The sequence below is a fragment of the Fructilactobacillus sanfranciscensis genome (assembly GCF_029023685.1).
Classification (GTDB): Bacteria; Bacillota; Bacilli; order Lactobacillales; family Lactobacillaceae; genus Fructilactobacillus; species Fructilactobacillus sanfranciscensis.
The window spans coordinates 843,006-855,362 of the sequence record NZ_CP118925.1; the positions used below are offsets into that span (position 1 = coordinate 843,006).

16 protein-coding genes are annotated in these 12,357 nt (G+C 33.0%); 2 read left to right on the top strand and 14 right to left on the bottom strand.

The annotated features are described in order from the left end of the window. Positions 1 to 14 precede the first annotated feature (14 nt). From PY770_RS04245 to PY770_RS04295, 11 genes are all read right to left on the bottom strand, one after another. A complete protein-coding gene (locus PY770_RS04245; protein WP_139562252.1) occupies positions 15 to 1,721 on the bottom strand; it encodes a proline--tRNA ligase in 1,707 nt (568 codons plus the stop codon). A gap of 15 nt (positions 1,722 to 1,736) precedes the next feature. Next, complete coding sequence (gene rseP / locus PY770_RS04250; protein WP_275045811.1) at positions 1,737 to 3,014, bottom strand: RIP metalloprotease RseP; 1,278 nt, start codon at positions 3,012 to 3,014, stop codon at positions 1,737 to 1,739. Between the two features lie 19 nt (positions 3,015 to 3,033). Next, the gene (locus PY770_RS04255; protein WP_275045812.1) at positions 3,034 to 3,822 is read right to left on the bottom strand and encodes a phosphatidate cytidylyltransferase; all 789 of its coding nucleotides are present in this window, start codon (positions 3,820 to 3,822) and stop codon (positions 3,034 to 3,036) included. A gap of 16 nt (positions 3,823 to 3,838) precedes the next feature. Then, positions 3,839 to 4,570, bottom strand: coding sequence for an isoprenyl transferase (locus tag PY770_RS04260; protein WP_014082091.1), 732 nt, complete (start codon positions 4,568 to 4,570; stop codon positions 3,839 to 3,841). 49 nt (positions 4,571 to 4,619) lie between these two features. After that, entirely contained in the window at positions 4,620 to 5,033 is a 414-nt protein-coding gene (locus PY770_RS04265; RefSeq protein WP_103428503.1) for a hypothetical protein, read from the bottom strand. Positions 5,034 to 5,051: 18 nt separating this feature from the next. Beyond that, positions 5,052 to 5,615, bottom strand: coding sequence for a ribosome recycling factor (gene frr, locus PY770_RS04270; RefSeq protein ID WP_014082093.1), 564 nt, complete (start codon positions 5,613 to 5,615; stop codon positions 5,052 to 5,054). 2 nt (positions 5,616 to 5,617) lie between these two features. Further along, positions 5,618 to 6,340 carry a UMP kinase gene (pyrH, locus tag PY770_RS04275; protein WP_014082094.1) on the bottom strand — a complete coding sequence of 241 codons (723 nt, stop codon included), beginning with the start codon at positions 6,338 to 6,340 and terminating at the stop codon, positions 5,618 to 5,620. 214 nt (positions 6,341 to 6,554) lie between these two features. Then, the gene (gene tsf / locus PY770_RS04280; protein ID WP_180337692.1) at positions 6,555 to 7,412 is read right to left on the bottom strand and encodes a translation elongation factor Ts; all 858 of its coding nucleotides are present in this window, start codon (positions 7,410 to 7,412) and stop codon (positions 6,555 to 6,557) included. An 89-nt stretch (positions 7,413 to 7,501) separates the two neighbouring features. After that, complete coding sequence (gene rpsB / locus PY770_RS04285; RefSeq protein ID WP_014082096.1) at positions 7,502 to 8,242, bottom strand: 30S ribosomal protein S2; 741 nt, start codon at positions 8,240 to 8,242, stop codon at positions 7,502 to 7,504. Between the two features lie 154 nt (positions 8,243 to 8,396). Then, positions 8,397 to 8,678 (bottom strand): GIY-YIG nuclease family protein, encoded by a 282-nt coding sequence (locus PY770_RS04290; protein WP_014082097.1) that lies wholly within the window; start codon positions 8,676 to 8,678, stop codon positions 8,397 to 8,399. After that, positions 8,668 to 9,423, bottom strand: a complete 756-nt coding sequence (locus PY770_RS04295) for a tRNA1(Val) (adenine(37)-N6)-methyltransferase (protein ID WP_014082098.1) — start codon at positions 9,421 to 9,423, stop codon at positions 8,668 to 8,670. Before PY770_RS04295 ends, PY770_RS04290 begins: the two co-directional genes overlap by 11 nt. 74 nt (positions 9,424 to 9,497) lie before the next feature. On the opposite strand from PY770_RS04295, the gene PY770_RS04300 reads away from it, so the two are divergent. Beyond that, complete coding sequence (locus PY770_RS04300) at positions 9,498 to 10,127, top strand: lysophospholipid acyltransferase family protein (protein ID WP_275045813.1); 630 nt, start codon at positions 9,498 to 9,500, stop codon at positions 10,125 to 10,127. A gap of 14 nt (positions 10,128 to 10,141) precedes the next feature. On the opposite strand, the gene PY770_RS04305 is transcribed toward PY770_RS04300, so the two are convergent. Both PY770_RS04305 and PY770_RS04310 read right to left on the bottom strand, forming a co-directional pair. Then, complete coding sequence (locus PY770_RS04305) at positions 10,142 to 10,360, bottom strand: YneF family protein (protein WP_056957865.1); 219 nt, start codon at positions 10,358 to 10,360, stop codon at positions 10,142 to 10,144. Between the two features lie 17 nt (positions 10,361 to 10,377). Continuing rightward, entirely contained in the window at positions 10,378 to 10,629 is a 252-nt protein-coding gene (locus PY770_RS04310; RefSeq protein ID WP_014082101.1) for a DUF896 domain-containing protein, read from the bottom strand. A 146-nt stretch (positions 10,630 to 10,775) separates the two neighbouring features. Between PY770_RS04310 and lexA the strand changes: the two genes are divergently transcribed. Beyond that, complete coding sequence (gene lexA, locus PY770_RS04315) at positions 10,776 to 11,411, top strand: transcriptional repressor LexA (RefSeq protein WP_103428500.1); 636 nt, start codon at positions 10,776 to 10,778, stop codon at positions 11,409 to 11,411. A 265-nt stretch (positions 11,412 to 11,676) separates the two neighbouring features. Here the strand turns inward: lexA and PY770_RS04320 are convergent, their stop codons facing one another. Continuing rightward, positions 11,677 to 12,177, bottom strand: a complete 501-nt coding sequence (locus PY770_RS04320) for a phosphatidylglycerophosphatase A family protein (protein ID WP_014082103.1) — start codon at positions 12,175 to 12,177, stop codon at positions 11,677 to 11,679. Between the last annotated feature and the right edge of the window lie 180 nt (positions 12,178 to 12,357).

The window sequence follows — 12,357 nt, forward strand, 5'->3', positions numbered from 1 at the left end:
TCTGGTCTTAATGTTTAAATTTCTTTTGATAAAATTTCAATCGTATTCTTAAGATCATCGACCTTCGTTTCAACTGTTTCGCCTGTTTTACGAATTTTAACTTCTACAATTCCTTCATCGGCTTTTTTTCCAATTGTGATTCTAATTGGAATACCAATTAAATCAGAATCAGCAAACTTAACTCCAGCACGTTCTTTCCGATCATCCATTAGAACTTCTAATCCAGTAGCTTGAAGATCAGCATAAATCTGGTTGGCAAGCTCAACTTGTTCATCTTTTTTCATATTCGTTGGAATTAAATGAACATCAAATGGAGCAATCGCTTTTGGCCATACAAGACCATTTTCATCTGCTTGTTGTTCTGAAATAGCCGAAAGCAGACGACTTACACCAATTCCATAACATCCCATAATAATTGGCTTTTGGCGACCATTTTCATCAAGAATATTAGCACCTAGAATTTCGGTATACCGAGTTCCTAGTTTGAAAATATGACCAATTTCAATCCCTTTAGTAAATTTCAAAACTCCGCTACCATCAGGAGAAATATCTCCTTCGTTAACTAAGCGAAAATCACCATATTCTAATTCAGGTAAATCACGTTTTGGATTTACATTTTGGTAATGTTTATCGGTTTGATTAGCACCTGTAACTCCATTAACAATACTTTGAACATACTCATCTGATAAAACTGGAACGTCAGTTGGAACATCAAATGGTCCAACTGATCCAGGCTTAACTCCTAGGTATTCAGAAACTTGATCAATTGTTGCTAAATCAGCCTCATCAGCATGAAAATGATTTTTTACTTTGGCAGGATTAACTTCTTGATCACCACGTATTAAAATTAATACAGGTTTTTCGTCAACCATATATAATAAGCTCTTAATAATTTGACTTTTATCAATGTCAAAGAATTTAGATACTTGATTAATATTTTTGACATCAGGTGTATCAACCAACTCTAAATCGTTTAATTCGGCATGTGATTTTTTATTAACAAACATATCAGTAGCCATTTCTAAATTTGCAGCATAGTCACTATCATCTGAATAAACAATTGTATCTTCACCAACAGAAGCAGGAGCGGAAAATTCCATTGAATCAGAACCACCCATACTTCCACTATCACCAATAATGCCGAGATAATTTAATCCAACCTGATCAAATACTTTTCTAAAAACATCATTCATTTCTTTATAAGTTGCATCTAATTCTTCATCATTTGAAGCAAAAGAGTAAGCATCTAACATTCGAAATTCACGACTACGTAAAAGTCCATAACGAGGACGATCTTCATCTCTAAATTTGTCTTGAATTTGATATAAGTTTAAAGGTAACTTCTTATATGAAGAAATCGTCCCCTTAATTAATTCAGTCATTGTTTCTTCATGAGTTGGACCTAAAATAAAATCAGTATCATGACGGTTTTTCAACTTAAACAATTCAGGTCCATATGATTCATATCTTTCTGAGTCTTTCCAATATTGGGCCGGAATGATTTCAGGAAGCAACATTTCATTAGCACCTGTCTCATTCATTTCTTTTTTAATAATTTTTTCAATCTTTTCTAAAACACGATATGCCAAAGGTAGGTAAGCATAAGTACCTGCTGAAACTTGACGAATAAATCCAGCACGAATCAACATCTTGTGGCTAATTGCTTCTGCACCTGTTGGATCTTGTTTTTGCGTAGGAATTAACATTTTTGATTGTTTCATTTTCTTCTCCCTATCTTATCGGATGAAATAACGCATAATATCATTCCAAGTAACTAAAATCATTAAGCCAGCTAAAAATATAAAACCAACCATTGTAATAATCATTTCAGTTTTTTCGGAAAGTGACTTTCTTCTAATTAATTCAATAATATTTAATAGTATTTTACCACCATCTAATGCTGGTATTGGAATTAAGTTTACCACAGCAAGGTTAATTGATAACCATCCTAAGAATTGCACAACTCCAACTAGTCCTAATGATGCTGCTTCAGAAGTATTTGCATAAATTGCCACTGGGCCCCCTAAACTATTTAAGCTAAAGTGTCCAGAAACCATTTGCCACAAAGCCCCAAATAAACTTTTAGTCATCGTCCAAGTTGTTGTAAAACCAGACATTACTTTAGCCCCAAAACTAGTATTTAACGTTTGTTTAACCCCAATCACACCAATTTTTTGTTTATTAATTTGCTTTGAATCTGTCACTAATTTAACTTGTTTGGTTTTCTTTTTATCTTTAACAGTTAAAGTAACTTTTTTATTGGGTTGTTTTTCAATCTGCGTAGCTAGTGATTGAAAGTTGTCAGTTTTTACACCATTAACTGATAAAATTCGGTCGCCATCCTTAATTCCAGCTGTTTTAGCCACATGTGGATTAGTATTTGAAGCTTGAACTTGATTTGAATTAGATTCAACCCCACCTTGAAGAAAAGCCAAAAACATAAAAGCCACAATTGCTAATAGAACATTATTAAAAATTCCGGCAAAATTAACTAATAGTTTTTTCCAAGCTGGTGCATTTTGAAATTGGACATCAGCTGGTGCAATTTGAACCTCAATTCCATCCTTTTGCACAATCAAAGCATCATGATCTACATTAAGACGCTTTTTTTCGTCCTCATTGCCATTTTCATAACCTTCAATCCAAAGTCCGTTAACTAAATCAGCATCTGCAACTTGAAACGGAATTCCCTTGAAGAGCTTATTTTTCTTGCTCAAATCTATTTTAGTAACAACGCCAGCATTATTTAACTGAAGCATTACAATGGTTCCAGGCTTAATTTCGTCTTCTTCATCATCTACACTACCAGCTAATCTAACATAACCACCTAATGGTAAGAGACGTATTGTATAAGTTGTATGATTACGACGATAGTAAAATAATTTTGGTCCCATTCCAATTGAAAATTCACGAACCATAGTTCCGCACTTTTTTGCAACAATGAAGTGTCCAAATTCATGGACAAAGACTAAAATTCCAAAAACAATGATGAAACTAATAATATTTGTTAACAAATAATCACAAACCTTTCATTTAAACGATTCCTAATAAGTGAAGAACTGGTAAAACAAATAAAAGACTATCAAATCGATCTAAAATACCACCATGTCCTGGTAAAATTTTACCAGAATCTTTAACACCATAAAACCGTTTTAAAGCTGACTCTACCAAATCACCAAGTTGTCCAAAAATTGAAAGAATAATTGTAAATCCAATCATTACAATCAAATTAATCCCAGAAATTGGGAAGAAGTATAAATAAATAGTGCATACAATAGTAGCAATCACGGTTCCACCAATTGAACCTTCCAAAGTCTTATTAGGTGAAATATGTTTAGCAAGTTTATTTTTTCCAAAATGCTTACCAATAAAATAAGCCCCAGAATCTGTACACCAGACAATAAACAGTGCGTAAAGTAATGTAGTTAAGCCATCTTGTCGAGCAACGATGAAATAATGAAATCCAAAACCTATGTACATCATTCCTAAAGTATAAACTCCAGCATCGTCAAAATTAAATCTGTTTTTAGAAAAAACGGTTGCCAATAATAATAACATTACCAGAACGTAGAATATAAAAGTAGGACTTAAGTATTCAGGTAAAAAATTAGAAAAGTTGGTTGGTACAATTAAACAAGATATTCCAATAAAAGAAATTAATGCTTCTACTGAAATAATCATTTTCTTTTTCATAATGAAAATTTCTGACATCGCAATTATACCAAGTACAATTGCGGCAAAGTCAATTACATATCCACCAGCAATAATCACTGGAATAAATATTAACAAAGCCACAATTGCTGTAATTACTCGTTGTTTCATAACAAACTCACTCCTATTATTTATTAATTAACCCACCAAATCGACGTTTACGTTTTTGAAACTCAATGATTGTTTGTCTAAAATCTTTTGCATGATATTCAGGCCATAATTTATCTACAAATACTAGTTCACTATAAGCAATTTGCCAAAGTAAAAAATTAGAAATTCGTTCCTCACCACTCGTTCTAATCAGCAAATCGGGATCTTTTAATCCAGAAGTTTCAAGATTGTTTGAAAAAACAACGTCGTTGATATCATCAACATTAAGATTTCCATTTTTAACTTCAGTCGCTATCTTTTTTGTTGCATTTAAAATTTCCAGTCGGCTACCATAATTAAGAGCAAAGTTTAGAATCATTCCTGTACATGCTTTTGTTTCTTCAATCGCATTAGAAACCGCTTCTCTGGTTTTATCTGGAAGCTGTGAAACGTCTCCAATTGTCTGAACTTTTACATTGTTTTTAATTAATTTAGGGATAAACTTATCAAAAAAAGTAGATGGCAAACTCATAATATAATTAACTTCACCAGCGGGTCTTTTCCAATTTTCAGTTGAAAATGCATATAAAGTCAATACTTTTATTCCTAAGTCGCTTGCTTCAGTAGTAATTTCTTCAACAACATTCATTCCGCGCTTGTGTCCTGCAATACGTGGAAGATAGCGTTTTTTTGCCCAACGTCCATTTCCATCCATAATGATGGCTACACTATCTGGAATTCTATTCATGTCAATTGTTTCTTCAAACATTTTTTCACCTCAGTGTTTAAATTAAATAAAGGATGAGCGAACTCATCCTTTATTTAATCATTTTCCATTCTCCTTTTCCTTTTTTAAAAAGTTCAGAAAAATAATCTAATATTTGATTAGCAACAATTGGACATTCAGACCCAAGTAGATTTAATCCTTTACCAGTTGGAATCGGTTCAGATAAATCAGTAACGTCAATTTGGTTTTCAACGGTTGCTTTTGAAAAAGCAATTATCCAGTCACTACCGATCAATTGAGAAATCAAAAAAAACAAATTTAGATTTTCACTCATAACAGCAGGCATTACATAAACGCCATTTTGAACTTTATCAAAATGTTCTCCATTAAATTCTAAGTTTTCAATTTCTAAATCATTAACTGGTTCCAATAATTTAAAAATCATCTTATCAAATTCTGTTGTTCCCGGAGTTACTTCAAATCTGGCATTGTCGGCTTCAGGCATAATTACACTTCCTCAAAATTAATCAGTCATTACTGATTCTTGTTTTTCTTTGATAATTGTATCAATTCCCTTAATTGCTTCATTAGTAATTTTTTGGATTTGATTTTCTAAATCATGTGCTTCATCTTCGTTAATCTCATCATTTTTTGATTCACGTTTAACAATATCCATGCTATCACGACGCACATTTCGAACAGCAACCTTACTTTGTTCGCCGGTAGCTTTAACTTTTTTAGCTAATTCTTTCCGACGCTCTTCAGTAAGTTGTGGAATTTCAATTCGAACAACATCTCCGTCATTCATAGGGTTAAGACCTAAATCAGCTTCAAGAATTCCCCGTTCGATTTCTTTTAAAGCAGTTTTATCATAGGGGGTGATCATCATAATACGTGGTTCTGGAATAGAAATTGATGCAACTTGAACTAAAGGAGTTGGGGCACCATAATATTCGACCATTACTGGTTTAAGAATGCTTGCATTGGCACGTCCTGCACGCATTTGTCCAAGCTCAGATTCAAGTACTGATTGAGCTTTACTCATTTTATGCTTAGTTTCATTAATTAATTCTTTTGTATTAGCCATATCTATTTTCCTTCCACAATTGTTCCAATGTTTTGACCTTCAACGACCCGTTTAATATTTCCAGGTTCATTCAAGTTGAAGACTACTAGAGGAATATCGTTGTCCATTGATAATGAACTTGCTGTTGAATCCATTACATTAAGACCTTTATCTAAAATTTGCTTTTGTGTTAATTTATCAAATTTAACTGCATTTTTGTCTTTATTAGGATCAGCTGAATAGATACCATCCGTACCGTTCTTAGCCATTAAAATTGCATCTGCATCAATTTCAGCGGCACGTAAAACAGCAGCAGTATCAGTTGAAAAGTATGGATTACCAGTACCACCAGAAAAGATTACAATGCGACCTTTTTCAAGATGACGAACTGCTTTTCTTCTAATGTATGGTTCTGCAATTTGTTTCATTTCAATTGAAGTTTGTAAACGAGTTGGTACCCCAGCAGTTTCAAGATTATCTTGTAAAGCCAAACCGTTCATAACAGTTGAAAGCATTCCGATATAGTCAGCTTGAGAACGCTCCATACCCATTTCGGCACCCGCTTCACCACGCCACATATTTCCACCACCGACAACGACGGCAATTTGAATTCCTTGGTTATAAACATCTTTAATTTCTTCTGCAATCTTTTTAATAACAGGTGGATTAATTCCGAAGCCTTTTTCACCTGCGAGTGCTTCACCACTTAATTTTAAAACAATACGTTTGTATTTCAATTCAGACATTTAACTTCCTCCAGAAAATTCTTCGTTTATAACTTTAATTTTAGCATAAAAGCACTAAATACGGTAGGTTTGTAATATCTTAGGATAATATTTTGCTATCATAAAATTGACTATAAAAATAAATAGAAAAAAAGCGATTGAATTCGTTCAGAATTCAATCGCTTTTTTGTGTAAAAATCATTTATTGAAGTGGTAATACCAAAAACAATCAGAATTAATCTTTAGCTTCTGTTGCTTCATCAATACCTTCACCAACTTGATATCTTACAAAGGCTTCAACTTTTCCACCTTTAGAATCAACGTATTGGCCTACAGTTTGATCAGGATCTTTAACAAATGGTTGATCAACTAAACAAATTTCAGCAAGGAATTTGTGTACCCGACCAGTAACCATCTTTTCTACGATATTAGCTGGTTTACCTTCAGCAAGAGCTTCTTTAGTAAGAATATCTTTTTCATGTTGTAAACGTTCAGCTGAAATATCATCTTTTGATAAGAATTCAGGGTTAGTAGCAGCAATGTGCATTGCAACATCTTTAGCAACGTCTTTGTCTGCACCAGAAATCTTAACTAAAACACCAATTTCTCCACCATTGTGTAAGTATGCGCCAAAGCTTTCTCCATCATTTTTGTTCATAACTGCAAAACGACGAAGAGAAACCTTTTCACCAGTGATTTGGCTAGTGTGAATAATAGTATCTTCAACAGATCCATCTTCACCTAAATGTAACTTAAGAGCAGCTTCAACATCTTTAGGTTGTTCAAGAGCAATTAAATCGCCAACTTCATCAACTAAGTTTTTGAAGTCATCGTTAGCAGCAACGAAATCTGTTTCTGAATTAATTTCAACGATAGCAGCTTTGTTATCGTGAACAGAAACCTTCGTTAATCCATTAGCAGCAGTGTTACCACTCTTCTTTTGAGCTTTAGCAACACCTTTTTCTCTAAGGATTTCCATTGCTTTCTTTTCATCACCATCAGCTTCAACTAAGGCTTTCTTAGCATCCATCATTCCGGCACTTGTTTTTTCACGTAAATCTTTAACTTGTTGTGCAGTAATTTTAGCCATAATCCAAGTTCTCCCTTAAGTTTAGTTATTTATTTAAAAAACTGACCCTACTAGGCCGAATAGGTCTAAATAGAGTCAGCCTTGACAATTAATTATTTATCTTCTGTTTCAGTTGTTTCTTCTACGAAAGTTTCTTCGTTAACATCATCTTCACCTTGACGGCCTTCGATAACAGCATCAGCCATAGTTGAAGTGATTAATCTGATAGCACGAATAGCATCATCATTTGATGGGATAACGTAATCAATACCATCTGGATCAGTATTAGTATCAACCATTGCGATAACTGGAATGTTTAATTTTTGAGCTTCTTTAAGAGCAATTTCTTCTTTATGAGGATCAACAATAAACATAACGTTAGGAATCTTAGGCATATCTTCGATACCACCTAAGAATCTTTCTAGTTTAGCAGTCTTCTTAGTTAATAGAGCAACTTCTTTTTTAGGTAATCTTTCGAAAGTACCATCAGTTGCCATCTTTTTAAGATCTTTTAAGTACTTGATCCGTTTTTGGATGGTGTTCCAGTTAGTAAGAGTACCACCTAACCAACGATGGTTAACGTAGAATTGACCAGAACGTTTTGCTTCTTCTTCAATTGCATCTTGTGCTTGTTTCTTAGTTCCTACAAAAAGAACTACAGCATCGTCAGCAGCTTCACTCTTCATAAAGTTGTAAGCTGAACCTAATAACTTAACCGTCTTTTGTAAATCGATAATGTAAATACCATTACGTTCAGTAAAGATGTATTTAGCCATCTTAGGATTCCAACGACGAGTTTGGTGACCAAAATGTACACCAGCTTCTAATAATTGTTTCATTGATACAACAGCCATAATAAGCCTCCATAAAAATTAGTTTTTCCTCTCTAGAATTATGCATGGAACTCAAAGAGCACTACTATGCAAAACCTTCTAGATGCGTATTGGTAAATTAATACCGAAATCTATTATACAAAATATTAAGCAGAAGTTCAAATAATATTTAAAATTAATTAACCCACAAAATCGGATCAACTCCATGTTCCATCAAATATCTTTCTTTAGCATGACGAGATTGATGCTTAAAGGCATACTCTGCTTTTAAAGCTAAACTCTTACTTTCAAAGTCTTCTGAATATAATAAGCGAACAGGTTTATGGCTCTTAGTATATTTAGCGCCCTTACCAATCTGGTGTTGGTGAAGTCTGTGTGCAACGTTATCCGTGAATCCTCCATAAAAGGAACCATCACCACAAACTAATACATAGAGATAATATTTTTTATTTTCCATATAACATTTTTCTCACAGGTTCTGTATAATTATCGTTCTCATCGTAAACTACGATTGGTGGTTTTATTTTTAAACCATTTAATTTTCCATCTTTAATTCCAGAAATCAAAATCATATTAGCATCACGACCAACCTTAGGATAAACAAATTGAATTTCTTTAGGTGCTAACCGATATTTTTGCATTTCATTCAAAATATCTAATAAACGGTCAGGTCGATGTACCATATACATTTTGCCATTGTTTTTAAGCAGGTCACTAGAAGTTTTAATTACAATCTCTAAATTAGTTTTGATTTCATGGCGGGCAATTGCCAAGTACGGATTAGGATTTTTGCTGCTTTCTTTTTCATTTGCAAAATAAGGCGGATTCACTGTTACATGGTCGATTGATTCCTTTTTAAAATAGTCTAAACTATTTTTTAAATCAATATTGTAAACCGAAATATGTTTTTCCAAATTATTTAAGGTTACACTTCGTTTAGCCATGTCACTTAATTTTGGTTGAATTTCAACTTCGGCAATTTTTCCGTGAGTTTTTTTACTGATAAATAAACCCACAGCACCATTTCCAGCACAAAGATCAACAATTTTAGTTTTGTAACTTTGTTTAACCTGTGCAAAATCAGCTAGCATCACTGCATCCAATGAAAAGGAAAAAACTTCAGCATTTTGAATTATTTTAATATCACTACTGTAAAGCTGATCAATTCGTTCACCCTGTTTTAATTCAATTGTTTGATCCATCGTAATTCACCCTTTAATCATTCGTTATAATGCTATAATATCAATTGTACAACTCAAAAAGGAGGATGAGAAGATTGTTTTATTCATTTATCTTTTCAATTGCTAAAGGATTAATTAGAATTGCCAATGGAAAAGTCAACGTAATGAATCAGAATCGTATTCCAAAGGGAAATTATATTCTAGTTGCCCCACATCGGACCTGGTTTGACATGATTTACTTCGCAGAAATTTTACTGCCTAAGCAATTTTATTTCATTGCAAAGAAAGAATTATTTAAAAATCCATTTATGGGATGGTTTCTTACTAAATTAAACGTTGAACCAGTTGATCGTAATAACCCAGGAATTTCGGTAATCAAACGGCCAATCAAAGTTCTTCGTAAAACAGATTTGTCAGTAATGATTTTTCCATCAGGAACGCGACACTCGACAAAACTAAAAGGTGGTGCGGCAATGATTGCTAAAATGTCTGGTGTCCCACTTTTGCCGGTCGTTTATCAAGGACCATTGACTTTAAAAGAATTTTTTTGTCGTAATAAAGCTCATATTAACTTCGGTACCCCAATTTTTGTAGATAAAAATCTTAAATTAGATGATAAAAATCAAGCAATTGTGGAAAAGCAAATGAGTGATGCGTTCAAAAATTTAGATGCTGAAATTAATCCAAATTACGTATATGTTGATGAATCAAAAAAACACCACTAAAAAGTGGTGTTTTTTTATTTTGCATTACGTTTCATAGAATTCATCATTTGGTTCAATTTCTTTTTGGAAGGTTTTTGTCCCATTTGAAGCATCATACCCTTTAATTGTTCTTCATTAATTGGTGGGTTTTCCTTCAAATATTTTTCCATGTACTTACGAGCACCAAAAAAACCAAGTACCAAACCAGCAGCAAGTGCTACTAAAACTAATATGATCCACATCCAAGTTGCCATAATTAACTCTCCTTTATTTAATTATCTCTAAGATTTTTTTTACGTTGAATTTCTTTTACTTCCTCAGGCGTTACTTCTTTTCCATCTTTATCATAAATTTGTGTCATTTCAATTTGACTTTTAAAATTAGATTTAAAGCGCTTGAGGTAATGTTTACGTAACTGATCTCGTTCTTCTTTTTCTTTATCAGTTAAGTCTTGCAATTTTGCCTTATGAGCTAATTCATTAATTCTTGGAATAATTTTTTTAAGTTCCGGATCTTCTGCCATATCTACAACTCCTTATTTTAATTACTTCTATAATAGCATGAAATTTTTAAGAAACAAAGTTTTCAAATACGAACTAGTGTTTGCAAACTGAGTTAAATATGTTAATCTTATCATACTAGCAATAATCATTTTTTCGAGGTGGACCAATGTCAAACAACGCAAATACAAAACAAATGGATATCCTACGTTTCATTTATGATAACGTGCGGGAACACGGTTATCCACCAACGGTTAGAGAAATATGTAAAGAAGTCGGACTTTCTTCAACTTCAACGGTTCATGGACATTTATCAAGGTTAGAAAAAAAGGGGTTTATTAGTAAAGACCCAACTAAACCTAGAGCTTTAGAAGTTACCCCTGCAGGAATCAATTTTTTGGGATTATCCCCTGAAACACGTAATAAAGAAATTCCTTTGTTGGGAGTTGTAGCTGCAGGAGAACCAATTCTCGCAGTTCAAGAAGCAACCGATTACTTTCCAATTCCAGATAGTCTAGCGCAAAATGCAGATTCTCTTTTTATGTTAACTATCAGCGGTACAAGTATGATTAACATTGGAATTTTAGATGGAGATCAAGTAATTGTTCGTCGCCAGCACAATGCTGAAAATGGTGAAATTGTGATTGCAATGAATGATGAAGGAGAAGCTACTTGTAAACGTTTCTTTAAAGAAAGTGATCACTTCAGGCTTCAACCAGAAAATGATACAATGGCTCCAATTATTTTAAAAAGTTGTACAATTTTAGGTAAAGTTGTCGGTTTATATCGTTCTGATATAAACTAAAGCATACGAAACATACACCCTTCAAGAATTTGATAAGGCTATTCCCTATCAAATTGTGATTTAGTGGAGGTGGTTTTTGTTAGTCAGACTGGTCTCGGTGACAATGAATCTAACTGATTAAAAGTTGTTCGTAAGAATGTTGGTAAATCAGAATTACTTGACGATGAGTTTGAATTTGGACCAAAATGTGTAAAAGCAGTTAAATCTGCAAAATAAAAATAAAATGAAAGAGCTCATCTGTATAAGATGAGCTCTTTTTAACATATTATGAATTTTCGTGTGCAATTTTAGCAGATGCCGCCCCTGCAACTGAACCAACAATATCATCAATAAAAGTTGTAACTCGATCAGTTCTTTGATCAAGAATTTTAACAATTCCTTGTTTATTAGTATCTAATCCACAATAATTTGTAATTCCAATGGTTCCATAAATATTAGCAATTCCTAATGCTAAAGTTTCGTCAACACCAAAAACTCCTAAATCATGTTCAACAATGCTTTGAAGTGGCTCATCTAGTTTATGTTCTGATGCTAATCGATCAATTTCTAACCCAACTAACGCATTATTTAAAACTTCTCGTTTGTGTAAAACATCAATCACAATTTTATCAACATATTCCATACTTGGAATCTTTATATACTTCTTTTGTAAGTTATAAACAACCTTTGAAATATCTCTAACAGTTACATCATTATCATTTAAAGACTTAATTACAGCATCATAGGCTTGTGTATCAGGGTATTTGTAATCTCTTCTATCTACCATTGTTATTCTCCTTCTTTTGGCATAATTGTAATATCATATTCATTTGGATAAATATCTTCCGTGATAATCATCGTCATTGCCTCATGTGCTTCTAAATGTTTTTTAACTATTTCTTGAACAAAATCTGCTCCGACAAAGTCATCTTCAAAATCATCATAAGTAGCAAAAAAGTCTATTTCA

Coding starts and splice junctions, on each gene's coding strand:
- PY770_RS04260 (WP_014082091.1), bottom strand. CDS start 4,570: ATGTTTGAAGAAACAATTGACATGAATAGAATTCCAGATAGTGTAGCC.
- PY770_RS04320 (WP_014082103.1), bottom strand. CDS start 12,177: ATGGTAGATAGAAGAGATTACAAATACCCTGATACACAAGCCTATGAT.
- PY770_RS04305 (WP_056957865.1), bottom strand. CDS start 10,360: ATGGCAACTTGGATGTGGATCATATTAGTTTTAGTAGCACTTGCTGCT.
- rpsB (WP_014082096.1), bottom strand. CDS start 8,242: ATGGCTGTTGTATCAATGAAACAATTATTAGAAGCTGGTGTACATTTT.
- PY770_RS04310 (WP_014082101.1), bottom strand. CDS start 10,629: ATGGCAGAAGATCCGGAACTTAAAAAAATTATTCCAAGAATTAATGAA.
- lexA (WP_103428500.1), top strand. CDS start 10,776: ATGTCAAACAACGCAAATACAAAACAAATGGATATCCTACGTTTCATT.
- PY770_RS04295 (WP_014082098.1), bottom strand. CDS start 9,423: ATGGATCAAACAATTGAATTAAAACAGGGTGAACGAATTGATCAGCTT.
- PY770_RS04255 (WP_275045812.1), bottom strand. CDS start 3,822: ATGAAACAACGAGTAATTACAGCAATTGTGGCTTTGTTAATATTTATT.
- frr (WP_014082093.1), bottom strand. CDS start 5,615: ATGGCTAATACAAAAGAATTAATTAATGAAACTAAGCATAAAATGAGT.
- PY770_RS04265 (WP_103428503.1), bottom strand. CDS start 5,033: ATGCCTGAAGCCGACAATGCCAGATTTGAAGTAACTCCGGGAACAACA.
- pyrH (WP_014082094.1), bottom strand. CDS start 6,340: ATGTCTGAATTGAAATACAAACGTATTGTTTTAAAATTAAGTGGTGAA.
- PY770_RS04290 (WP_014082097.1), bottom strand. CDS start 8,678: ATGGAAAATAAAAAATATTATCTCTATGTATTAGTTTGTGGTGATGGT.
- PY770_RS04245 (WP_139562252.1), bottom strand. CDS start 1,721: ATGAAACAATCAAAAATGTTAATTCCTACGCAAAAACAAGATCCAACA.